The 22,137-nt window shown below is 62.4% G+C and carries 24 protein-coding genes; 23 read left to right on the forward strand and 1 reads right to left on the reverse strand.

The window, feature by feature from the left end; translation table 11 throughout:
- Nucleotides 1-178 precede the first annotated feature (178 nt).
- From K0M74_RS14330 to K0M74_RS14440, 23 genes are all read left to right on the forward strand, one after another.
- Nucleotides 179-553 (forward strand): NADH-quinone oxidoreductase subunit A, encoded by a 375-nt coding sequence (locus K0M74_RS14330; protein WP_293973754.1) that lies wholly within the window; start codon nt 179-181, stop codon nt 551-553.
- Nucleotides 550-1,104, forward strand: coding sequence for an NADH-quinone oxidoreductase subunit B family protein (locus tag K0M74_RS14335; RefSeq protein WP_293973757.1), 555 nt, complete (start codon nt 550-552; stop codon nt 1,102-1,104). The genes K0M74_RS14330 and K0M74_RS14335 overlap by 4 nt, the downstream gene beginning before the upstream one ends.
- Nucleotides 1,104-2,006, forward strand: a complete 903-nt coding sequence (locus K0M74_RS14340) for an NADH-quinone oxidoreductase subunit C (RefSeq protein WP_293973760.1) — start codon at nt 1,104-1,106, stop codon at nt 2,004-2,006. The genes K0M74_RS14335 and K0M74_RS14340 overlap by 1 nt, the downstream gene beginning before the upstream one ends.
- 35 nt (nt 2,007-2,041) lie before the next feature.
- The gene (locus tag K0M74_RS14345) at nt 2,042-3,259 is read left to right on the forward strand and encodes an NADH-quinone oxidoreductase subunit D (RefSeq protein ID WP_293973900.1); all 1,218 of its coding nucleotides are present in this window, start codon (nt 2,042-2,044) and stop codon (nt 3,257-3,259) included.
- A complete protein-coding gene (locus tag K0M74_RS14350) occupies nt 3,256-3,624 on the forward strand; it encodes a cupin domain-containing protein (protein WP_293973763.1) in 369 nt (122 codons plus the stop codon). Before K0M74_RS14345 ends, K0M74_RS14350 begins: the two co-directional genes overlap by 4 nt.
- 260 nt (nt 3,625-3,884) lie before the next feature.
- On the forward strand, nt 3,885-4,553 hold the full coding sequence (locus K0M74_RS14355; RefSeq protein ID WP_293973766.1) for an NAD(P)H-dependent oxidoreductase subunit E: 669 nt from the start codon (nt 3,885-3,887) through the stop codon (nt 4,551-4,553).
- On the forward strand, nt 4,553-4,723 hold the full coding sequence (locus tag K0M74_RS14360) for a hypothetical protein (protein ID WP_293973769.1): 171 nt from the start codon (nt 4,553-4,555) through the stop codon (nt 4,721-4,723). Before K0M74_RS14355 ends, K0M74_RS14360 begins: the two co-directional genes overlap by 1 nt.
- Nucleotides 4,720-6,012, forward strand: a complete 1,293-nt coding sequence (gene nuoF, locus K0M74_RS14365) for an NADH-quinone oxidoreductase subunit NuoF (protein WP_293973771.1) — start codon at nt 4,720-4,722, stop codon at nt 6,010-6,012. The genes K0M74_RS14360 and nuoF overlap by 4 nt, the downstream gene beginning before the upstream one ends.
- Nucleotides 6,009-6,209 carry a hypothetical protein gene (locus K0M74_RS14370; protein WP_293973774.1) on the forward strand — a complete coding sequence of 67 codons (201 nt, stop codon included), beginning with the start codon at nt 6,009-6,011 and terminating at the stop codon, nt 6,207-6,209. Before nuoF ends, K0M74_RS14370 begins: the two co-directional genes overlap by 4 nt.
- Nucleotides 6,209-8,221, forward strand: coding sequence for an NADH-quinone oxidoreductase subunit NuoG (gene nuoG / locus K0M74_RS14375; protein ID WP_293973777.1), 2,013 nt, complete (start codon nt 6,209-6,211; stop codon nt 8,219-8,221). The genes K0M74_RS14370 and nuoG overlap by 1 nt, the downstream gene beginning before the upstream one ends.
- Nucleotides 8,218-8,358 carry a hypothetical protein gene (locus K0M74_RS14380; protein WP_293973779.1) on the forward strand — a complete coding sequence of 47 codons (141 nt, stop codon included), beginning with the start codon at nt 8,218-8,220 and terminating at the stop codon, nt 8,356-8,358. The genes nuoG and K0M74_RS14380 overlap by 4 nt, the downstream gene beginning before the upstream one ends.
- A complete protein-coding gene (gene nuoH / locus K0M74_RS14385; protein ID WP_293973782.1) occupies nt 8,355-9,404 on the forward strand; it encodes an NADH-quinone oxidoreductase subunit NuoH in 1,050 nt (349 codons plus the stop codon). Before K0M74_RS14380 ends, nuoH begins: the two co-directional genes overlap by 4 nt.
- Nucleotides 9,401-9,889, forward strand: a complete 489-nt coding sequence (gene nuoI, locus K0M74_RS14390) for an NADH-quinone oxidoreductase subunit NuoI (protein WP_293973785.1) — start codon at nt 9,401-9,403, stop codon at nt 9,887-9,889. Before nuoH ends, nuoI begins: the two co-directional genes overlap by 4 nt.
- A gap of 12 nt (nt 9,890-9,901) precedes the next feature.
- Nucleotides 9,902-10,513, forward strand: a complete 612-nt coding sequence (locus K0M74_RS14395) for an NADH-quinone oxidoreductase subunit J (RefSeq protein ID WP_293973788.1) — start codon at nt 9,902-9,904, stop codon at nt 10,511-10,513.
- A complete protein-coding gene (gene nuoK, locus K0M74_RS14400) occupies nt 10,510-10,815 on the forward strand; it encodes an NADH-quinone oxidoreductase subunit NuoK (protein ID WP_053554267.1) in 306 nt (101 codons plus the stop codon). The genes K0M74_RS14395 and nuoK overlap by 4 nt, the downstream gene beginning before the upstream one ends.
- Before the next feature lie 4 nt (nt 10,816-10,819).
- Nucleotides 10,820-12,871, forward strand: a complete 2,052-nt coding sequence (nuoL, locus tag K0M74_RS14405) for an NADH-quinone oxidoreductase subunit L (RefSeq protein ID WP_293973791.1) — start codon at nt 10,820-10,822, stop codon at nt 12,869-12,871.
- Complete coding sequence (locus tag K0M74_RS14410) at nt 12,868-14,421, forward strand: NADH-quinone oxidoreductase subunit M (protein WP_293973794.1); 1,554 nt, start codon at nt 12,868-12,870, stop codon at nt 14,419-14,421. The genes nuoL and K0M74_RS14410 overlap by 4 nt, the downstream gene beginning before the upstream one ends.
- Entirely contained in the window at nt 14,418-15,851 is a 1,434-nt protein-coding gene (gene nuoN / locus K0M74_RS14415) for an NADH-quinone oxidoreductase subunit NuoN (protein WP_293973797.1), read from the forward strand. The genes K0M74_RS14410 and nuoN overlap by 4 nt, the downstream gene beginning before the upstream one ends.
- A gap of 8 nt (nt 15,852-15,859) precedes the next feature.
- Nucleotides 15,860-16,576 carry a biotin--[acetyl-CoA-carboxylase] ligase gene (locus K0M74_RS14420; protein WP_293973903.1) on the forward strand — a complete coding sequence of 239 codons (717 nt, stop codon included), beginning with the start codon at nt 15,860-15,862 and terminating at the stop codon, nt 16,574-16,576.
- On the forward strand, nt 16,577-17,362 hold the full coding sequence (locus K0M74_RS14425; RefSeq protein WP_293973800.1) for a type III pantothenate kinase: 786 nt from the start codon (nt 16,577-16,579) through the stop codon (nt 17,360-17,362).
- Nucleotides 17,359-18,993, forward strand: coding sequence for a ribonuclease J (locus tag K0M74_RS14430; protein WP_293973804.1), 1,635 nt, complete (start codon nt 17,359-17,361; stop codon nt 18,991-18,993). Before K0M74_RS14425 ends, K0M74_RS14430 begins: the two co-directional genes overlap by 4 nt.
- Before the next feature lie 14 nt (nt 18,994-19,007).
- Nucleotides 19,008-19,268, forward strand: coding sequence for a DUF1467 family protein (locus K0M74_RS14435; RefSeq protein ID WP_293973807.1), 261 nt, complete (start codon nt 19,008-19,010; stop codon nt 19,266-19,268).
- Nucleotides 19,269-19,363: 95 nt separating this feature from the next.
- Nucleotides 19,364-19,627, forward strand: a complete 264-nt coding sequence (locus K0M74_RS14440) for a hypothetical protein (protein WP_293973810.1) — start codon at nt 19,364-19,366, stop codon at nt 19,625-19,627.
- 94 nt (nt 19,628-19,721) lie between these two features.
- On the opposite strand, the gene K0M74_RS14445 is transcribed toward K0M74_RS14440, so the two are convergent.
- On the reverse strand, nt 19,722-22,094 hold the full coding sequence (locus tag K0M74_RS14445) for a hypothetical protein (protein ID WP_293973813.1): 2,373 nt from the start codon (nt 22,092-22,094) through the stop codon (nt 19,722-19,724).
- Nucleotides 22,095-22,137 lie beyond the last annotated feature (43 nt).

Genomic DNA, 22,137 nt, shown 5'->3' on the forward strand with positions numbered 1-22,137 from the left:
AGAGACACAGACTTGTGTTTTGTTATCACTGTCTTTGGCGGTGACCCGTGGGGTTTTTTGTTTTTGGCTCTTGTGTCTCATTAAACCCCCCCCCGCGGCGCTTGCGACCGGCGGCAGGCTGGCCTAAAGCGCCCGCGTAACGGGTGGCGAACACCTCAAAACAAGACTGCGAGCTCCCATGGTCGATCTGACGCAATATCTGCCGATCCTGATATTCCTGGTCATTGCGGTCGGGTTATCTTCGGCGTTCGTGTTCCTGCCGATGGGCGTGGCGCGGTTGACCGGGGCGCACAAGCCCGACCCGGCAAAGCTGACCGAATATGAATGCGGTTTCCCGGCGTTCGAGGATGCGCGCAGCCAATTCGACGTGCGCTTCTATCTTGTCGCGATCCTGTTCATCATCTTCGACCTTGAAGCGGCATTCCTGTTTCCCTGGGCGGTCAGCCTGGAGGAGATCGGCTGGGCTGGTTGGGCCACGATGATGATATTCCTCGCCGAACTCGCGATCGGCCTTATCTATGCATGGAAGAAAGGGGCGTTGGACTGGGAATGAGCAGCTCGATCATCCTGCCGCCCGGCCAGATGCCGGTTGCTCCGGGGACGAACCCCGATATGGCCTATTTCGACGACCTCAACAGTGAGGTCGGCGACAAGGGCTTTCTTGTCACCTCGACCGAGGATCTGTTCAACTGGGCGCGCACCGGCTCGCTGTGGTGGATGACCTTTGGCCTCGCATGCTGCGCGGTCGAGATGATCCACGTCAACATGCCGCGGTACGACATGGAACGCTTTGGCGCCGCGCCGCGCGCGTCGCCGCGTCAGAGTGACGTGATGATCGTCGCGGGGACGCTGTGTAACAAGATGGCGCCCGCGCTGCGCCGCGTTTACGACCAGATGTCGAACCCGAAATATGTGATTTCGATGGGCAGCTGCGCCAATGGTGGCGGCTATTATCACTACAGCTATTCGGTGGTGCGCGGCTGTGACCGCATCGTGCCGGTGGATATCTATGTCCCCGGTTGCCCACCGACCGCTGAAGCCTTGCTCTATGGTGTGATGCAATTGCAGCGGAAGATCCGCCGCGTCGGGACGATCGAACGCTGATGGCCCACGCCGCTCCCCTGATTGCGCCGCGCGCGACGCTCTCTGTCGAGCTCAAGAAACTGCTTGGCACCGATCTGCTCGCGCATAATTTCGCTGCCGACGAAGACAGCATCACCGTCGATTGCTCCGCAATTGCCGGGGTGATGATCGCGCTGCGGGATAATCTGGAATATCAGCAGCTGATGGAGATCGCCGGGGTCGACTATCCCGACCGCGCCGAGCGGTTCGAGGTTGTCTATCATCTGCTCAGCGTGACGCGGAACCACCGCCTGCGTGTCCGCGTGTCGACCGATGAGGCGACGCCGGTGCCGAGCATCGTGCCGGTGTGGCCCGTTGCGGGTTGGCTCGAGCGCGAAGTGTTCGATATGTATGGCGTGCTGTTCGCGGGCAATCCCGACCTGCGCCGCATCCTGACCGACTATGGGTTTCAGGGGCATCCGCAGCGCAAGGACTTTCCGCTGACCGGCTATATCGAGCTGCGCTACAGCGAAGAAGACAAGCGCGTTGTTTATGAGCCAGTGAAGCTGGCGCAGGATTTCCGCAACTTCGACTTCCTCAGCCCGTGGGAAGGCGCTGACTATGTGCTGCCCGGTGACGAAAAGGCTGGCGGCACCGGCGAGGCGCCGGGCAAGGGTGCGCCGACTCCGATGACTGCCAAAGAAGTCAAATCGTCGGACGACAAGGCCAAGGCTTCACCGCCGCCGACGCCCAAAACAACCGACAGCCCCGCGCAGACCGGCGCAGGCGCCAAGGTCAACAAGGCGGCATCGAAAACGAGCCGCGACGGCGCGAAATCCAAAGTCGCAACCAAAGAGGCGAAAACGCCCGCGACGACCAAGGCTGAAAAGGCGCCTGCCAAGCCGCGCGCGCCGCGCAAGCCGAAAACAGGAGGTGACGCATGACCGACACCCCGACCATCCGCCATCACGGCGGCGACATGTTCGAAGGCTATCCGGTTGACACCGCCAACACCGCGGGCGACCAGGCGGTCACCAATTACACGATCAACTTCGGCCCGCAGCATCCCGCCGCGCACGGCGTGCTGCGACTGGTGCTCGAGCTGGATGGCGAGATTATCGAACGGGTCGATCCGCACGTCGGGCTGCTCCACCGCGGCACCGAGAAGCTGATCGAATATAAGACCTATTTGCAGGCGTTGCCCTATTTCGACCGCCTCGACTATTGCTCGCCGCTGGCGATGGAGCACAGCTATGTGCTGGCGATCGAAAAACTGCTCGACCTCGAAGTGCCGGCGCGCGCGCAATATCTGCGGGTATTGTTCGCCGAACTGACGCGTATCTGCAACCATATGCTGAACATAGGCGCCCATGTCATGGACGTCGGCGCGATGACGCCGAACCTGTGGGTGTTCGAGCTGCGCGAGGATTGCCTGAACTTCTTCGAACGCGCCTCGGGCGCGCGGATGCACAGCGCCTATTTTCGCCCCGGCGGCGTCCATCAGGATGTTCCGGAAAAGCTGCTCGTCGACATCGGCGAATGGATCGACGGCCGCCTGCCCAAGCTTTTCGGCGACGCGATGAGCCTGGTCATCGACAACCGTATCTTCAAACAGCGCAACGTCGACATTGCGACGGTGAGTAAGGAAGACGCACTGGCATGGGGTTTCTCCGGCCCTATGATCCGCGGCAGCGGCATCGCGTGGGATTTGCGCAAGTCGCAGCCTTATGATGCTTATGCGCAGATGGAATTCGAAATTCCTGTCGGCACCCGCGGCGATTGCTACGACCGCTTCATGGTCCGCGTCGAAGAAATCTATCAGTCGGCGAAGATTATCAAGCAGTGCCTGCGCGACATGCCGACCGGCCCGATCGCCAGCCTCGACCGCAAGGTCGTGCCGCCGAAGCGCGCCGAGATGAAGCAGTCGATGGAATCGCTGATCCATCACTTCAAGCTTTATACCGAAGGCTTCCACGTCCCCGCGGGCGAAGTTTATGTCGCGACCGAAAGCCCGAAGGGCGAATTCGGCGTCTATCTGGTCAGCGACGGCACCAACAAGCCGTATCGCTGCAAGATCCGCCCGACGGCGTTCAGTCACCTGCAGGCGATGGACATGATGTCAAAGGGCCATATGCTCGCTGATACGACCGCGATCATTGGCGCGATCGACGTGGTGTTCGGGGAGTGTGACCGATGAGCATCCCCGCCGTTGTAAATCTGGCCGAAAAGCTCGCGAGCTTCAACGATCATTGGAAACCGCATATTGTCGGCCATTATAATGGCAATGAAATCCGCGTCGCCAAGATCGGCGGCGATTTCACTTGGCATGCGCACCCCGAAACCGATGAAATGTTCCTCATTATAAAGGGCAAGATGGGGATCGAGTTTCGCGACGGGGTTCGCCATTTCGGCGCCGGTGAGATGGTCGTGGTACCCAAAGGCGTCGAGCATCGCCCTTTTGCGACCGAAGAATGCCACATCCTGTTCCTCGACCGCGAGGGTGAATCGAACACCGGCGATACGCCGTCGCATCGCACCCGCGCGAAGCTGGAATCAATCTGATGGCGAACGCTGTGCTGATTTCTGATCCTGCAAATATCATCGCGATGATCGGCGCGATCGATGTGGTGTTCGGGGAGTGTGACCGCTGATGCTCCGTGAACTTGCAATCCTCACTCTAGTGCTCGCGGGATTCGCGTCCGCGACGGCCGCATATCTCGCGGCCTTTCATGGCGAAGCGCCCATAAAGGAAATCGTCTCGACAGCTTTTGCGGCGACGCTGGGCATGTATGTCGGGCGATATATTGAACGAGGTCTGGCCCGTGGCTGACGCACCCCTAATTCCTGACGAAGCCGAAACCCGCGCGCGCTGGGGCGTTTTTGCGTGGACGGCGGAAAATGCCGAGAAGGCGAAGGGCGTCATCGCGCGCTACCCCGCGGGGCGCCAGCGCTCGGCGGTGATGCCGCTGCTCGACCTCGCGCAGCGCCAGGTCGGCGCCGAGACGCAGACGCAGGGCTGGCTGCCCGTGCCGGTGATCGAATATGTCGCGGCGCAGCTCGATATGCCGTTCATGCGCGCTTATGAGGTCGCGTCCTTTTACACGATGTATAATTTGGCGCCGGTCGGCCGCTATCATGTCCAGGTCTGCGGCACGACGCCGTGCCTGCTGCGCGGCTCCGACGATGTCATGGCGGCGTGCAAGAACCGCGGGATGACTAAGGGCAAGACCACCCCCGACGGGCTGTTCACGCTGACCGAAGTCGAGTGCATGGGCACCTGCACCAACGCGCCGATGGTCCAGATCAACGACGATAATTACGAGGATCTAGATTTCGACCGCATGGCGGCGATCCTCGACGCGCTCGCCGCGGGCGAGACGCCGAAGGCGGGGACGCAGATTGCGGGACGCCATACAAGCGAGCCCGAGGGCGGCCCGACGACCTTGAAAGAGATGGTCAAGGCGAACCATGATTATCGGAAGGAATGGTGATGAATCAGTCCGTTAAGGCCGGCGTGCCGATCATCGGCATCATCTTTCTAGCGCTCGCCGTCTTCAAATTCATCAATGGCGATGATTGGGTCGTCTGGGCCATATTGGGCTTTTTGTTTGGTGGTTTAGGTCTGTTCACCCGGAATCGATCGGGAGGTATTGGGTCGTGAGCCTTCAGGACAAGGACCGCATCTTCACCAACATCTACGGCTTCCAGCCGTGGAACCTGAAATCGGCGCAGATGCGCGGCGACTGGGACAAGACCAAGGATTTGATGAAGCGCGGCCAGGACGCGATCATCGAAGAGATCAAGGCGTCGGGGCTGCGCGGCCGCGGCGGCGCGGGCTTTCCGACCGGGCTCAAATGGAGCTTCATGCCGAAGGAGCCGCGCGCCGACCGCCCGAGCTTCCTCGTCATCAATGCCGACGAATCCGAACCGGGTTCGTGCAAGGACCGCGAGATTATCCGCCACGATCCGCACAAGCTGATCGAAGGCGCGCTGATCGCGGGCTTCGCGATGCGCGCGCGTGCCGCCTATATCTATATTCGCGGCGAATTCATCCGCGAGGCCGAGACATTGTTCGCGGCGGTGCAGGAGGCCTATGACGCCGGGCTGCTGGGCAAGAATGCGGCGAAGTCGGGCTATGATTTCGACGTCTTCGTCCACCGCGGCGCCGGCGCCTATATCTGCGGCGAAGAAACCGCGATGATCGAAAGCCTCGAGGGCAAGAAGGGTCAACCGCGTCTTAAGCCGCCGTTCCCGGCGGGCGCGGGGCTCTATGGCTGCCCGACGACGGTCAACAATGTCGAAAGCATCGCGGTCGTCCCGACGATCCTGCGCCGCGGCGCGCCGTGGTTCTCGTCCTTTGGGCGCGAGAACAACAAGGGCACCAAGCTTTTCCAGATTTCGGGCCACGTCAACACGCCGTGCGTCGTCGAGGAAGAGATGAGCATTCCTTTCCGCGAACTGATCGACAAGCATTGCGGCGGCATCCGCGGCGGCTGGGACAATCTGCTCGCCGTCATCCCCGGCGGCTCGTCGGTTCCGCTCGTCCCTGCGGCCGAGATCATGGACGCGCCGATGGACTTCGATGGGCTCAAAGCCGTCGGATCGGGCCTTGGCACGGCGGCCGCGATTGTGATGGATAAATCGACCGACGTGGTTCAGGCGATCAGCCGGATCAGCTATTTCTATAAACATGAAAGCTGCGGCCAGTGCACGCCCTGCCGCGAAGGCACCGGCTGGATGTGGCGGGTGATGGAGCGGCTGCGCACCGGCGACGCCGACATCAGTGAGATCGACACGCTGTACGACGTGACCAAGCAAGTCGAAGGTCACACCATCTGCGCGCTCGGCGACGCCGCGGCATGGCCGATCCAGGGCCTGATCAAGCATTTTCGCCCCGAAATCGAACGTCGCATCCGCGACAATGGCGGCGTGTTGGAGGCGGCGGAGTGAGCGACGCGGAAATCAAAAGCGTGGTGCTTATGGCTTTCGTCGCGATGGTCGCGCTTGGGCTGCGCGCGCTGTGGGGTAAGCGGTCGCAGCGGCCTTCAGCGAAAAACAATTGGCGAAAAATTGACGATTCCAAGCCTGGTCGTTGGTTCGATGATCAAGGCGCCGGCGGCGACCCGATGACGGGCGGAGCAGAATAATGCCTAAAGTAACCGTAGATGGCGTAGAAATCGACGTTCCGCAGGGCGCGACCGTGCTGCAGGCGTGCGAACTGGCGGGGAAGGAAATCCCGCGTTTCTGCTATCATGAACGCCTGAGCATCGCCGGAAATTGCCGCATGTGTCTCGTCGAAGTCGCGCCCGGCCCGCCGAAGCCGCAGGCGTCGTGCGCCCTGCCGACCGCCGAGGGGCAGGTGATCAAGACCGACAGCCCGATGGTGAAAAAGGCTCGCGAAGGGGTGATGGAGTTCCTGCTCATCAACCACCCGCTCGACTGCCCGATCTGCGATCAGGGCGGGGAGTGCGACTTGCAGGACCAGTCGATCGCCTATGGCCGCGGCGCGACGCGCTATGACGAGAACAAGCGCGCGGTGACCGAAAAGTACATGGGCCCGATCGTCAAGACGGTGATGACCCGCTGTATCCAGTGCACGCGCTGTGTCCGCTTTGCCGAGGAAGTGGCCGGGGTCGAAGACATCGGCGCGATCGGGCGCGGCGAGAATATGCAGATCACCTCCTATCTGGAGCGCGCAGTCGCGAGCGAGCTGTCGGGCAATGTCGTCGATCTATGCCCCGTCGGCGCGCTGACGAGCAAACCCTATGCGTTCGAAGCGCGACCGTGGGAGCTGACCAAGACGCTGGGCATCGACATGATGGACGCGGTCGGCACCAATGTGCGGATCGATGCGCGCGGGCGTCAGGTGCTGCGCGTGTTGCCGCGGATCAACGACGATGTGAACGAGGAATGGGCGAGCGACAAGACGCGCCACCATGTCGACGGCCTGACCCGCCGCCGCCTCGACCGGCCCTATGTGCGCAGGGATGGCCAGCTGGTTGAAGCGACGTGGGCGGAAGCGTTTGAGGCAATCAAGGCGGTGAACGCCGGAAAGTCGGTAGCCGCCATCGCGGGCGACATGGCCGATTGCGAGACGATGTTCGCTGCCAAGGCGCTGGTCAATGCGCTCGGTTCTACCTTGCTGGAAGGGCGCCAGACCGGGCTCGACTATGACGTCACCAGCCTGTCGGCGGTCAATTTCAACACGGGCATCGCCGAGACTGAGAACGCCGACGTGATCCTGCTGGTCGGCACCAACCTGCGCTGGGAAGCGCCGCTGATTAACACACGCGTCCGCAAGGCGGTCTGGAAAAAAGGAGCGAAGGTCTTTGCGATCGGCCCGGAAACCGACCTCACCTACAAGACCGAATGGCTCGGCGACGATGCGTCGCTCGTCGCGAAGCTGCCGAAGCATGTCACCGACGCGCTGAAGGGCGCCGAACGGCCCATGCTGGTCTTCGGCGGCGGTGCGCTGTCGGTGACCGGCGTCCACGGCGCTGGCCTCGCGCTCGCCAAGGCGGTGAACGCGGTGAGAGAGGGCTGGAACGGCTTCAACGTCGTGCATTTCTCGGCCGCGCGCATGGGGTCGTTGATGCTCGGTTACGGGCTACCCAGCGGGATAAAGGATGTGATCGCGGCAAAGCCGAAACTTGCGTTCTTCCTCGGCGCCGACGAGGTCGATTTTGCGGCTTTCGCAAAGACATTCAAAGTCTATGTCGGCCATCATGGCGACAAGGGTGCGCATGCCGCCGACGTCATCCTGCCTGCCGCCGCGTGGACCGAAAAGGACTTTACTACGGTTAACACCGAAGGCCGCGTCCAGCGCAGCGAAAAGGCGGTGTTTGCACCGGGAGACGCGCGGGAGGACTGGAGCATTTTCCGCGCTTTGTCGGATACTCTCGGCGTGTCGCTGGGCTTCGACACCTTCGATGCGTGCCGCGCGGCGATGGTCGCTGCGGTTCCGACTCTCGGCGTTGAAGGTATCGCCAATTACGGCTGGTCAGCACCCAAGCTGCCCGCCAAGCCCGAGGCGCGCGCGATCCCGTCGCCGATCAAGGATTTCTACCTCACCAACGCCATCTGCCGCGCGTCACCGACGATGCAGCGCTGCTCGGAAGAGCTTCTACATGGCGTCGATTTTGCGGAGGCCGCGGAATGACCCCGGTACATGCGATCGCCAGCGTCATGCTGGCCGGGATGAGCTTTGCCGTCTGGCGCGGCTTTAATCCGCGCAGCAAGTCCGAGAAGCCTGGGCCGCATAACGGCTGGCGGAACCAGGACGGGACGCGGAAATGACCGAGACCTTTATCTCGTGGGGCATGGACCCGAACTGGGCATGGGGCGTCGCAACCGTCGCGGGCATCCTGCTGATCGCGTTGCCGCTGATGCTCGCAGTCGCGATGATCATTTATGCCGACCGCAAAATTTGGGCAGCGATGGCGCTGCGCCGCGGCCCGAACGTCGTCGGCCCGTTCGGCCTGCTCCAGAGCTTTGCCGACGGGCTGAAAGTGTTTCTGCAGGAAACGATCATCCCGACGGGGGCAAACCGCGGGCTGTTCCTGATTGCGCCGATCATCACCTTCACCGTCGCGCTGATGGCATGGGCGGTGATCCCGTTCAATTCAGGCGCAGTGCTCGCCGACATTAACGTCGGATTGCTCTACATCCTCGCGATTTCATCACTCGGCGTTTATGGCGTGGTGCTGTCGGGCTGGGCGTCGAACTCGAAGTATCCCTTCTTTTCGGCGATGCGCGCCGCGGCGCAGATGATCTCTTATGAAGTGTCGATCGGCTTCATCCTCGTCGGCGTCGTGCTCTACGCCGATAGCTTCAACCTCAACGAAATCATCAAGGCGCAGCAGGGTCATGGCCTCGGCATCGTCAACGCCTTTGGCTTCAACCTGCTGCTGTTTCCGCTCGCGGTGATCTTCCTGATCGCCAGTCTTGCCGAAACCGCGCGCGCGCCGTTCGATCTGACTGAGGCCGAGAGCGAGTTGGTCGCCGGCTATCAGACCGAATATTCTTCGATGAGCTTCGCGCTGTTCTGGCTCGGCGAATATGCCAATGTGTTGCTGATGGCGACGCTCAACGCCATCCTGTTCTGGGGCGGCTGGCTGCCGCCGCTCAACATCGACCTGATCCCGTGGTTCGATATTCCCGGGATCGTCTGGCTGTTCGCCAAGATCTTGTTTTTCTTCTTCATCTTCAGTTGGGTGAAGGCGACTGTGCCGCGCTATCGCTATGACCAGCTGATGCGCCTTGGCTGGAAAATCTTCCTGCCGATTTCGCTGATCTGGATCTTCCTGATCTCGGGCTGGCTGATGCTGACGAGGTACTCATGACGTCTATTGCTCACCTCATCAAAAGCTTCACCTTGTGGGAGTTTGTGAAGGCGCACGCCCTCACGCTCAAATATTTCTTCAAGCCGAAGGCGACGATCAACTATCCGTTCGAGAAGAACCCGCTGAGCCCGCGCTTCCGCGGCGAACATGTGCTGCGGCGTTATCCGAACGGCGAGGAGCGCTGCATTGCGTGCAAGCTGTGCGAAGCGGTGTGCCCGGCGCAGGCGATCACGATCGAGGCCGAGCCGCGCGAAGACGGCTCGCGCCGCACGACGCGCTACGACATCGACATGACCAAATGCATCTATTGTGGCTTTTGCCAGGAAGCATGCCCGGTCGATGCGGTGGTCGAGGGGCCGAACTTTGAATATGCGACCGAAACGCGCGAAGAACTGCTCTATGACAAGGCCAAGCTGCTCGCCAATGGCGACAAATGGGAACGCGCGATCGCGGCAAATCTTGCCGCCGACGCGCCCTATCGATAAGGGCGCGCGCACATGATCCCGTTTATCGCCTTTTACCTGTTCGCGACGATCGTCATCGCCTCTGCGGCGATGGTGATTTTCGCGCGCAACCCGGTCCACAGCGTCATGTGGCTGATCCTCGCCTTCTTCAACGCAGCAGGGTTGATGCTGCTCGCGGGGGCCGAGTTCATCGCGATGCTGCTCGTCATCGTTTATGTCGGCGCGGTCGCGGTGCTGTTCCTGTTCGTCGTGATGATGCTCAATATCGATTTCGCCGAGCTGCGCGCCGGTTTCGTGCGCTATCTGCCGCTGGGCGCGCTAGTCGCGATCATCCTCGTCGCCGAGCTGATCTTCGCGCTGGGCGCCTGGAGCGCGGGCGGGGTCGATCTGGCCGCGCGTGCCGCACCGGCGGTGACCGACAAGAGCAATATCCAGCAGATAGGCGAGCTGCTCTATACGCGCTACATCTTCCTGTTCGAGGCGGCGGGCATCGTGCTGCTGGTGGCGATGATCGGCGCGATCGTGCTGACGCATCGCCAGCGCGGCGGGGTGCGCATCCAGAATATCTCGTCGCAGAACCAGCGCCGCCCGCAGGACGCGACGCGGCTGGTCGATCCGGGCGTCGGGCAGGGGATGGAATTGTGATCTCGGTCGGCCACTATCTTGCCGTTTCGGCGGTGCTGTTCACGCTCGGCGTGCTCGGTATCTTCATCAACCGCAAAAATATCATTGTCATCCTGATGGCGATCGAGCTGATCCTGCTCGCGGTGAACATCAACCTCGTCGCGTTCAGCGCGGCGCTGGGCGACTTGGTCGGGCAGGTGTTCGCGATGTTCGTGCTGACGGTAGCGGCGGGCGAAGCCGCGATCGGGCTTGCCATTCTTGTGATTTATTTCCGCGGCCGCGGCACCATTGCGGTCGATGACGCCAACCGGATGAAGGGGTAAACCGGTGATTCAGGCGATCGTTTTCCTGCCGCTGCTCGCGGCACTTGTCGCAGGGCTGGGCCAGCGGGCCATTGGTCCGTTCGCGGCCAAGCTGATCACCACGGGCGCGCTGTTCACCAGCGCCGCGCTCAGCTGGCCGATCTTCCTGTCGTTCGTAATGGGCGGCGGCGAGGCCGAGGTCGTGACCGTGCTGCACTGGGTGTCGTCGGGCGCGCTCCAGTTCAATTGGGAGCTGCGCGTCGATGCACTGACCGCGGTGATGCTCGTCGTCATCACGACGGTGTCGGCGCTCGTCCATCTTTATAGCTGGGGCTATATGGAGGAAGACCCGGACCAGCCGCGCTTCTTCGCCTATCTCTCGCTCTTCACCTTCGCGATGCTGATGCTCGTGACCGCGAACAATCTGGTTCAGATGTTCTTCGGCTGGGAAGGCGTTGGTCTCGCCTCCTATCTGCTCATCGGTTTCTGGTACAAGAAACCGAGCGCCAATGCCGCGGCGATCAAGGCGTTCGTCGTCAACCGCGTCGGCGACCTTGGCTTCATGCTCGGTATCTTCGGTACCTTCCTCGTGTTCGGCACCGTTTCGATCCCCGAGATTCTGGCGGCCGCACCGGGCATGGCGGGCTCGACGATCAGCTTCATGGGGATGCGTCTCGACACGATGACGATCCTCTGCCTGCTGCTGTTCATCGGCGCGATGGGCAAGTCGGCGCAGCTGGGCCTCCACACCTGGCTTCCCGACGCGATGGAAGGCCCTACCCCGGTGTCGGCGCTGATCCACGCCGCGACGATGGTTACCGCGGGCGTCTTCATGGTCTGCCGCCTGTCGCCGATGTTCGAAACGTCGGACGTTGCACAGGGCGTCGTGATGTTCGTCGGCGCCGTAACCTGCTTCTTTGCTGCGACCGTCGCGACGACGCAGTGGGACATCAAGCGCGTCATCGCCTATTCGACCTGTTCGCAGCTCGGTTACATGTTCTTTGCCGCGGGGGCGGGTGCCTATGGCGCCGCGATGTTCCACCTGTTCACGCACGCCTTCTTCAAGGCTTTGCTGTTCCTTGGCGCCGGTTCGGTCATTCACGCGATGCACCATGAGCAGGACATGCGTTATTATGGCGCGCTGCGGAAAGAAATCCCGATCACCTATTGGGCAATGATGCTCGGCACGTTGGCGATCACCGGCGTCGGCATCTATGGCGTCTTCGGCTTTGCGGGCTTCTATTCGAAGGACGGCATCCTAGAGGCTGCCTTCGCGAGCGGCGGCGGCGGCGTGATCGCCTTCTGGGTCGGCATTTTTGTCGCCTTCCTCACCAGCTTCTATTCGTGGCGCCTGGTCTTCCTGACCTTCCACGGCAAGCCGCGCTGGGCAGCGAGCGAGCATATCCAGCACGCAGTGCATGATGGTCATCACGATCACCCGTCGGACGAACATGCCGGACATGACACGCACCATGACCATGCCGCCGACGCGCATGAAGGCACCGCAGGCTATCACCCGCACGAAAGCCCGATCACGATGCTGATCCCGCTGATCCTGCTGTCGGTCGGCGCGGTGTTTGCGGGCTTCGCATTCAAATATCCGTTCATCTACCCCGAAGAGGGGCTGGCGTTCTGGAGCGGCAGCATGCTCGCGTTCGACGAGCATCTGATGCACGCCGCGCACGAAGTTCCGCTGTGGGTGAAATGGACGCCGTTTACGGTGATGGCGATCGGGCTGTTCCTTGCGTGGAACAGCTATATCCGCAACACTACGCTGCCGGCGCGTTTCGTCGCGCAGTTCGGGCTGCTGCACCAGTTCCTGTTCAACAAATGGTACTTCGACGAGCTCTACAACATCGTCTTTGTCAAACCGGCGTTCGCGATCGGCCGTTTCTTCTGGAAGCGTGGCGATGAACAGACCATCGACCGTTTCGGTCCCGATGGCATGGCGGCGCTCGTTCAGGGCGGCTCGCGGCTCGCGGTGCGGCTGCAATCGGGTTATGTTTATGGATATGCGTTTGTGATGCTGCTCGGGCTTGTCGGCCTGGCCAGCTGGGCCATGGTGAAGTTCCTGTGAGCGGTTTTCCGATCCTTTCGCTGATGCTGGCGATCCCCGCGGCCGCCGCGATCGCCTGTTTGTTCGCGGGCGACAGACTGGCGCGGCTGATCGCGCTCGGCGCGACGGTGGTCGCCTTCGTCCTCGGCTGTGTGATGTGGGCACAGTTCGACATCGGCGGGCCGCAGTGGCAGTTCACCGAACGCGCCGACCTGTTCGGGCGGTTCAGCTGGGCTCTCGGCATCGACGGCATGGCGCTGATGCTGATCATGCTCAGCGTGTTCCTGATGCCGCTCTGCATCTTGGCCAGCTGGGATGCGATCAAGAGCCGGGTCGGACTCTACATGGCGATGTTCCTCGTCATGGAAACGATCATGATCGGCGTGTTCTGCGCGCAGGATCTGCTGCTGTTCTATATCTTCTTCGAAGCCGGGCTGATCCCGATGTACTTCATCATCGGCATCTGGGGCGGCGCGAATCGCAAATATGCGGCGTATAAATTCTTCCTCTACACGCTGCTCGGCTCGGTGCTGATGCTGATCGCGATGATCGCGATGATCGCCGAAGCGGGGACGACCGATATCCCGACGTTGCTCAACTACGACTTCCCGGTCGAAATGCAGACGTGGCTGTGGCTCGCCTTCTTCGCCAGCCTCGCGGTCAAGATGCCGATGTGGCCGGTCCACACCTGGCTACCCGACGCGCACGTGCAGGCGCCGACCGCGGGGTCGATGATCCTGGCGGGCGTGTTGCTCAAGCTCGGCGCCTATGGCTTCATCCGCTTCATGATGCCGATGTTCCCCGACGCGTCGGCGCAGCTGATGTGGATCGTGTTCGGCCTGTCGATGGTCGCTGTGGTCTATACCAGCCTCGTCGCGCTTGTTCAGAGCGACATGAAAAAGCTGATCGCATATTCGTCAGTCGCGCATATGGCGATCGTCACCGCGGGCCTGTTCGCATTCAACCAGCAGGGCATGGAAGGCGCGCTGATCATCATGCTCAGCCACGGCGTCGTGTCGGCCGCGCTCTTCTTCTGCGTCGGCGTGATCTACGACCGGCTGCACACGCGCGAGATCGACCGTTATGGCGGGCTCGCGGTCAACATGCCGGCCTATGCGATCTTCTTCATGCTGTTCACGATGGCGTCGATAGGCTTGCCGGGAACCAGCGGTTTCGTCGGCGAATTCCTGAGCCTTGCGGGCATTTACGAAGCGTCGAGCTGGGTCGCCTTCGTGTGCACCACCGGGATCATCCTCGGTGCTGCATACATGCTCTATCTCTACCGCCGCGTCGTGTTCGGCGAACTCACCAAGGACGATGTCAAGGCGATGCCCGACCTCAATCCCCGCGAATGGGCGGTGCTGGCGCCGCTGGCGGCCGTGGCACTGTGGATGGGCGTTTATCCCGAAAGCTTCCTCGCGCCGATGCGCGGCGACGTGACGACGGTGGTCGCGCGGCTCGCTCCGGCCAAGCCGGCGGGCGATGCGCATCTCGCAGCCGGCAAGCCGCAGCCCGCCAAGGCGCAGGGTGAAACAGCTCACGGATCGAGCCATGCGGGAGGCGTCCAATGACCGCCGATCTCGCGCTCATCTGGCCCGAACTGATCCTCACGATCGGCGGGCTGATCACATTGATGCTCGGCACCTTCCTCGGTGACCGACAGGTTGGCCTTTACCAGCTCAGCGCGCTGCTGACGCTGGCAGCGGCGGCGGCTGCGGTGGTGGCGCTGTTCGGCGTCGAGGCGTCGGTATTCTCCGGTACGCTGGCGGTCGACGGCTTCGGCGGCTTCGCCAAGCTGCTGATCTATGCGGCCAGCTTTATCTGCATCCTCATCGCGCCGCGCTTCTTCACCGGCGGCATGCGCGCCGAATATCCGGTGCTGATCTTGTTTGCCGCTCTCGGCATGGGGATCATGGCGTCGTCGCGCGATCTGATGACGCTGTATGTCGGGCTCGAACTCAACAGTCTGGCGGCCTATGTGCTCGCCAGCTTCATGCGCACCGACGAACGCTCGACCGAGGCGGGACTTAAATATTTCGTGCTCGGCGCGCTCGCGTCAGGCATGTTGCTCTACGGCATCTCGCTGCTCTACGGCTTTACCGGCACCACCGACTTCACCGGCATCGCGGCGCGCATGGGCGGTGAGATGAACGTCGGGCTGATCTTCGGTATCGTGTTCGTACTCGCGGGGCTTGGTTTCAAGATCAGCGCCGTGCCGTTCCACATGTGGACCCCCGACGTTTACGAGGGAGCGCCGACCCCGGTGACGACCTTCTTTGCCAGCGCGCCGAAAGTGGCGGCCATGGCGCTGATGACGCGCGTCGTCATCGACGCGATGGGGCCAGCGGTCGGTGCATGGCAACAGATCATCATCTTCCTCGCGCTTGCCTCCATCATCCTCGGCGCGGTCGGCGCGATTGGGCAGAAGAATATCAAGCGATTGCTCGCTTACTCTTCGATCAACAATGTCGGCTTCATGCTGATCGGCCTTGCCGCGGGAACGCAGGCGGGGGTCGAAGGCGTGCTGACCTATCTGCTCGTCTATGTGGTGACGACGATCGGTGCCTTCCTTGTCGTGTTGCAATTGCGCGATGCTGATGGCAATTACATCGAAAGCATCCCGGCGCTGGCCGGCCTGTCGCAGCGCCGCCCGGGCTTGGCGGCAGCAATGGCAGTGTTTCTGTTCAGCCTCGCGGGTATCCCGCCGCTGTTCGGGTTCTGGCCGAAATATCTGGTGTTCGAGGCCGCGGTGAACGCCAACCTGCTGCCGCTGGCGATCGCAGGTATCGTCGCGTCTGTGATCGGGGCATTTTATTATATCGCGATCATCAAGACGATGTATTTCGACGATAAATCGGACACCGAAATCCCCGCTTGTGGCGGCGCCATCGTCGAGGATGCGGTGATCACCGCGAGCGCTCTCTGGCTCTCGATCATTGGTTATCTCTTCATCCCGATGCTCGCAGTCGTTTCGGCGAGCGCCGCCGCGGTGCTGTTCTGATCCCGCCGATCGAGCGGGTAGCGCAGACAGGTTCGACCAACGCCGACCTGCTGGCGCGGCTGGCCGGCGGCGAGCAGGTCGGCGAGGGGCATTGGCTGATTGCCGATCGCCAGACCGCGGGGCGCGGACGCCTAGGGCGCGGCTGGAACGACGGGCAGGGCAATTTCATGGGCTCGACCGTCGTTCAGTTGACGATGGGCGATCCGCAAGCAGCGACGCTGGCGCTCGTTGCGGGGGTCGCGCTGGCCAAGACCGTTGCCGCTCTCGCGCCGCACATCGACGCGCAGCTCAAATGGCCGAACGATCTGCTGGTGGGCGGCGCGAAATGTGCGGGCATATTGATGGAGCGCACGGGCAATTCGGTGGTGATCGGGATCGGGGTGAACCTCGTCGCCGCACCCGAGCTGCCCGATCGGCCGACCGCGACGCTGGCATGCCAAGGCGCGGTGCTCGACCGCGATCATTTCGCGGGCGCGCTGGGTATCGCGATGATCGACGCGCTGTGGACCTGGCGGCAAGAGGGGGTGGCGAGTATCGTCCGCACATGGCTGCCGTTGGCGCATCCGCTCGGCACGCCGCTGCGCGTGTCCGAACAGGGCATCGACGGAACATTTGACGGCCTGGCCGAAGACGGCGCGCTGCGCTTGCGCGTCGCGGGCGGGGAGACCATGCTGGTGCATGCTGGCGATGTCGAACTGCGTCGCCCGGTCGAGGAAGAAAGATAGATGCTACTCGCGATCGATGTCGGCAACACCAATGCCAAATTCGCGCTATTCGAAGGCGCCGCGTTGCTCGCGCGTTGGCGCATTGCTACCGATGACCGCCGCACCGCCGACGAATATATGGTGTGGCTAGACCAGTTGCTACGGATCGAGGGATATGACCGCGCGCAGGTTGACGCGGTGATCATCTCGACCGTCGTGCCGCGCGCGCTCCACAATCTGCAATTGCTCGCGGTCAAATATTTCGGCGTCGATGCGCTCGTCGCCGGGCGCGAGCCGGTGACCTGGGGTATCGCATTGAAGGTCGACGAGCCGCGCTCAGTCGGCGCCGATCGCGCCGTCAATGCGATCGCGGCGCAGGCGGTCGAACCCGGCAAGGACAAGCTGGTCATCAGCTTTGGCACCGCGACGACGCTCGATTATAGCGGCCCCGACGGCGCCTATCTGGGCGGTATTATCGCGCCCGGGGTCAATCTGTCGCTCGAAGCGCTGGTCGCCGCCGCCGCCAAGCTGCCGCGGATCGCGATTGAGGCACCCGCGACCCCCAGCGTGATCGGCCGCACCACCGAAAGCCAGATGCTGATTGGCGTCTATTGGGGCTATGTATCGATGATGGAAGGCCTGATAGGGCGAATGAAATCCGAAATTGGCAAACCGCTCACCGTCATCGCGACGGGCGGCCTCGCCACTTTGTTTCAGGAACAGGCGCACCTGTTCGACCGCATCGAACCCGATCTCACGCTGAACGGGTTGATGCACCTCTATAACCAACGGAACCAGACAATATGACAACTCCAGGAAAGGAGCTGCTTTTCCTCGCGCTCGGCGGATCGGGCGAGATTGGCATGAACGCCAATCTCTATGGCTGCGACGGCAAATGGATCATGCTCGACCTTGGCGTGACATTCGGCACCCATGATTATCCCGGTATCGACATCATCATGCCCGACCTGGAATTTATCGAGGATCGCAAAAAGGATCTGCTCGGCATCATCCTGACCCACGGGCATGAGGATCATATTGGGGCTCTGCCTTATCTCGCTGCCGACCTTGGAGTACCGCTCTACGCCAACCGCTTTACCGCGGGGCTGATCGCCAACAAGCTGGCGGAAGAGGGGCTGGAGAAAGAGGTCAAGATCAAGACCGTCGACATCGACGCGCATTTCCAGCTTGGCCCGTTCGGGATCCGCCTGATGCCGCTCGCGCACTCGATCCTCGAGATGAGCGCGGCGGTGATCGACACGCCTTATGGCCGCGTGTTTCACACTGGCGACTGGAAGCTTGACGCCGATCCGGTGCTGGGTAAGCCGTCGAGCGCCGCGGCGCTGACCGCAATTGGCGACGAAGGCGTCGATTTCCTCGTCGGCGATTCCACCAATGCGTTTAATCCCGAGGCATCGGGCAGCGAGGGTGATCTGTATGACGGGCTGCTGACCGCGGTCGGCAACGCCAAGGGGCGCGTCATCGTCACGACCTTCGCCTCGAACGCGGCGCGCCTCAAGACGCTGGGGCGCGTCGCTACGGCCACCGGGCGGACCCTGTGCGTCGCCGGGCGATCGCTCGACCGCATTTTGGGCGTGGCACGCTCGGTCGGCTATCTGAAAGACTTCCCACCGACGGTCGATTTCGACGAGGCGATGCGCCTGCCGCGCGACAAGGTGATGGTGATTGCCACCGGCGGGCAGGGCGAACCACGCGCGGCGCTGGCGCGCATGGCGGCGGACAGCCACCAGATCAAGCTCGCGCCCGGTGACACGGTCGTCTTTTCGTCGAAGCAGATCCCGGGCAACGAAGTCGCGATCGGACGGATCATGAACCAGCTTGCCGCCAAGGACATTCTGACGGTCACCGAAAAACAGGCGCATATCCATGTCAGCGGCCACCCGGGGCAGCCTGAGCTGGCGGCGCTCTATGGCTGGCTGCGGCCGAAACTGGTTGTTCCGGTGCATGGCGAGATCCGCCACATGCACGAACAGGCGCGTTTTGCGTTGGAGAAGGGCGTTCCCGATGCGCTGATCCAGGAAAATGGCGATCTGGTGCGGCTGGCGCCCGGCCCGGCCAAAATCCTTGAGCGCGTTCGCGCCGGACGCTTGATCCTCGATGGCGACGTCATCCTTCCCGCCGATGGCGAAACGATCAACGAACGCCGCAAACTGGCGCTGCACGGGCATATCACTGTCGCAGTCATCTTTACCGGCAAACGCTTCACCGACGTCGCGATCAGTTATCGCGGCGTCCCGGTCGAGGATGAGCGTAAAGCCTTTGTCGACGAAATGCGCGAAGCAGCGGAGAAAGCGGCACTGGCCCCCGCCAAGGAGCAGGAAAAAATGCGTGAGGCGATCCGGTTGAGCGTGCGCCGCGTCGCGACCGACTGGACCGGTAAAAAGCCGGTCGTCGATGTCATGCTCGTGCAGCTCTGAACGGACCAATAACAATGAAATGGACGTCGGCACTCGCGATCTATTCGCTGTTTTTAGCGCTCAGCGCCTTTTTTGTGCTGCCCTTCCATGGGCGCACAGCGAGCGACGACGATGCTCCGCTGGTCAAGGGACAGGACCGCGGCGCGCCCGCGGTGTTCCGTCCGGCGCGCATCTTGCTCCAGATGGCTATCGTCGCGACGGTCGGCTTCGTCATCTACTACGTCGCTTATGTGAACGGCTGGGTTAATCCCAACGTGCTGAGCGGGCGCGCCTGACCCCGACGGCTCAGTACTGGTCTGGTATCATCTGTGTTGGGCTGGAGAGCGGACAATCGCTTGATCTGCGGTAAGCGCCTTCCCATAGTTCCAACATGGTTCGGGACCTCGGCAAAGCGATGCAAAAGAAAGAGGAATTCGAGTCTGCACGGCTTGCTGACTTCGAGTTTCGTCAGCTGGTTCGCGCCACGCGACTTCTCGCTCGGTCACTTGGAGTAGATGTATCGTCTTTAGTTAAAGAGATCGCCGCCAGAGACGAGGAAGGGGTTCTAGACCTCGTTGCCGTGGAGACCTCGCGATCCAAAGACAAGATTGCGGCGGAATTGCCCGTTGTCTGGTTGAAGTCAGAGCGCAATTAATCGCCGAACGGGTTGATCCGACACCACATCGTCTGGGATAATGTTCGCCGGGCGGTCACAGACGCCACGCCCGACTAACTCAGTCCGACACTGTTTAGCCTCGCAATCGATCAATCGCCTGCGCCAGCGCCACATACAGCTTGCCGATGTCCGACGACAGCAAGGTCACGCTGATCGCCGAGCCGTCGCGTGCGCCGATCAACAGACGCAGCATCGCTTCGAAATCATGGATGAACTGGTTCACCGACGCGTGGAAACCACCGTCATTTTGGTAGAGGCGCAGGATTTCCTTGGCCTCGCCATTCTCGATCAGCTTGACCGCGCGGCGCGCGAACACGCCGCGGTCGCCCTTTAGATACGCATCCCATGCGGTGTCGCTGACTTCGGTCGACAGGACCTTGGTGACGTCGATCGCGGTCGATTTCAGCGCTTCGGTCAGCAGCCCGACCTGTTTGGCGAGCGAATCGCGGTCGGATGCGGCAATCGCCTGTTCGGCTTCGGCGACGCGCTGTTCGACGCTCGCGCTGGTGTCCATGATCGTGATCAGCTGGCGCATCAGGCGGTCGGCGGCGCCGTTTGCGGCCGTGACGGCGCGCGTCGAGGCTTCTTCGATCGCGGTCAGCTGCGCCATGATCTCGGTCTTGAACGCGGCATCGATCGCTTCGGTCGCGGTCGCCTGCATCGCTTCGCGCGCGCCCGACACCAGCTTTTCGAGCGTGAGCCGCGCTTCGTCAGCGGCCGAATGGGCGGTGGCGCGCACCTCGCCCAGGGTCGCGATCATGCGCGCGCCTCCCTGTTCGGCAAAGTCGTCGGCGCCATCGCGCAGCTTCGCCAGCGCGGCTTCGGCGTCGGCGAGCGATCCATTGATGCGGTCGACCAGCGCCTGCTGGCTGGTCGCGTGCCCCGACATCTGTTCTTCGTTCGATTTGAGCGTCGCCTGCACCGCGTTGACGTGCGACATCGTCGATTGCGCGACCAGTTCGGACGCCTCCAGCATCGGGCGAAGCTGCGACAACGCGGTTTGGGTCGCCTTGCCGTGCGAGGTCATGCGGTCGAGCGCGTGAGGCAGCGTCTCGTCGAGCTCGCGCGTCACCGCGTCGAGTGCGAGGAGCAGCGATTCGGCATGGGTGATCAGCTCGTGCGCAGAAGCATTTCCGCTCTGCACTTCCTGCATGAACGCGGCGAGCTGCGCCTTGGTGTCGTCGATCGAACGGCCGATGACGCCGGTGCTGGCGCTGACGCTGACGTCGAGCACCTCCAGCTGCTGTGCGACGTTGGCGACATGCGCGGTGATCCGCGTCGCGAGCGCGTCGCTGGCATCGGCATGGGCCGCCAGCTGCGCGCCCATCGCATCGCCGGCGTCGCGCGCGGCGGCGAGCTTGGCGTCCATCTGCGCTGCGGCCGTGTCGACACCATCGCGGAACACGCGCCAGCTTTCGTCCATCTGCGCGGTGACGGTGGCGACGGTCGATGTCATATCGTCGCGCGCGCTGGCGCTGGCGATGGTGATCCGGGCGAGCGCCGCATCGTGCGCGCTGCTGACCTGCGTTGAGGCCGCGAGCAGACCGGTTTCGGTCTCCTTGCTCTGTTCCTGCAGCGCAACAATCGCCTCAAGGATGCTGGCGGTGGCCGTCTCGCCAGCCTGCGCGGTCGTGGCGGCTGCCTCGCCGAGCTCGGCAAGTTTGGCCTCTAGGCTGGCGCCCTGTTGGTGCGCGACGAGGCCGGCTTCGCGGAAATTCACGGCAAGCCGCTGCGCCACATCGTCGATCCGCGGCAGGCCGGCGAGCAGCCCGTCCATCCGCTGCAACGCAACATCGCCCGAGCGTGCAAGCTGGTCGTGCGCGTTAGCGATCACCGACGCGTTGCTGGCCAGCTTGTCGCTGCTTTCGTTCAGCCGCATCACGGTATCGAGCCCGAGCTGCTGGACGATTCTTGCTTGCTCGCCGAGCTGTTTTTGCGCGTCAGCCAGATGCAGGCCGAGCGAATGCATCGATTGATTGAGCGCCAGATTCTCTTCGCGCAGCGCAGACGCGACTCGGGCAAAGCGGGCCTGCTCCGAACGACCAGTACGCAGCAACGCCATCCAAAGCACCGCTAGGAAGGTCAGCGGCATCGCGATCGTCGCGACCAGCGTCGGCGCGTCGGCAAGCGCAGGGCTGCGCGCAAAATCTTTCGTCGCAACGACAAGCGCGAACCCAGTCCAAGCGATACCCAGCAGGACGATCAGAGCAGGGGCGACGCGGTCGCCCCATACTGAGGCCTTTTGCCCCGCTTCGTCCGCGTATTCGCCGACATCTTCAGCTGTGTTCAGCGGCGACATGTCGAGCCATTCGCGGTCGACTGGTGGCGCCGCTTTGCGTGCAGCCGCCGTTTCGGGCAGCGCTGCGTCGGCCTGCGCTGCGCTGTCGGTTTCCTGGATTTTGGCGGAATCCCGCCACAATCCGACGATTTTCTTGTCCCCCATCATCCGGACATCTTAGCATCAAATGGCCGTCTTGAAACGGAAACTT

Source organism: Sphingopyxis sp., assembly GCF_019459305.1.
GTDB lineage: Bacteria > Pseudomonadota > Alphaproteobacteria > Sphingomonadales > Sphingomonadaceae > Sphingopyxis.

Coding starts and splice junctions, on each gene's coding strand:
- K0M74_RS14340 (WP_293973760.1), top strand. CDS start 1,104: ATGGCCCACGCCGCTCCCCTGATTGCGCCGCGCGCGACGCTCTCTGTC.
- K0M74_RS14360 (WP_293973769.1), top strand. CDS start 4,553: ATGAATCAGTCCGTTAAGGCCGGCGTGCCGATCATCGGCATCATCTTT.
- K0M74_RS14350 (WP_293973763.1), top strand. CDS start 3,256: ATGAGCATCCCCGCCGTTGTAAATCTGGCCGAAAAGCTCGCGAGCTTC.
- nuoI (WP_293973785.1), top strand. CDS start 9,401: ATGACGTCTATTGCTCACCTCATCAAAAGCTTCACCTTGTGGGAGTTT.
- K0M74_RS14445 (WP_293973813.1), bottom strand. CDS start 22,094: ATGATGGGGGACAAGAAAATCGTCGGATTGTGGCGGGATTCCGCCAAA.
- K0M74_RS14345 (WP_293973900.1), top strand. CDS start 2,042: ATGTTCGAAGGCTATCCGGTTGACACCGCCAACACCGCGGGCGACCAG.
- K0M74_RS14435 (WP_293973807.1), top strand. CDS start 19,008: ATGAAATGGACGTCGGCACTCGCGATCTATTCGCTGTTTTTAGCGCTC.
- K0M74_RS14430 (WP_293973804.1), top strand. CDS start 17,359: ATGACAACTCCAGGAAAGGAGCTGCTTTTCCTCGCGCTCGGCGGATCG.
- K0M74_RS14395 (WP_293973788.1), top strand. CDS start 9,902: ATGATCCCGTTTATCGCCTTTTACCTGTTCGCGACGATCGTCATCGCC.
- nuoG (WP_293973777.1), top strand. CDS start 6,209: ATGCCTAAAGTAACCGTAGATGGCGTAGAAATCGACGTTCCGCAGGGC.
- nuoN (WP_293973797.1), top strand. CDS start 14,418: ATGACCGCCGATCTCGCGCTCATCTGGCCCGAACTGATCCTCACGATC.
- K0M74_RS14330 (WP_293973754.1), top strand. CDS start 179: ATGGTCGATCTGACGCAATATCTGCCGATCCTGATATTCCTGGTCATT.
- K0M74_RS14425 (WP_293973800.1), top strand. CDS start 16,577: ATGCTACTCGCGATCGATGTCGGCAACACCAATGCCAAATTCGCGCTA.
- nuoH (WP_293973782.1), top strand. CDS start 8,355: ATGACCGAGACCTTTATCTCGTGGGGCATGGACCCGAACTGGGCATGG.
- K0M74_RS14335 (WP_293973757.1), top strand. CDS start 550: ATGAGCAGCTCGATCATCCTGCCGCCCGGCCAGATGCCGGTTGCTCCG.
- K0M74_RS14440 (WP_293973810.1), top strand. CDS start 19,364: ATGGTTCGGGACCTCGGCAAAGCGATGCAAAAGAAAGAGGAATTCGAG.
- K0M74_RS14380 (WP_293973779.1), top strand. CDS start 8,218: ATGACCCCGGTACATGCGATCGCCAGCGTCATGCTGGCCGGGATGAGC.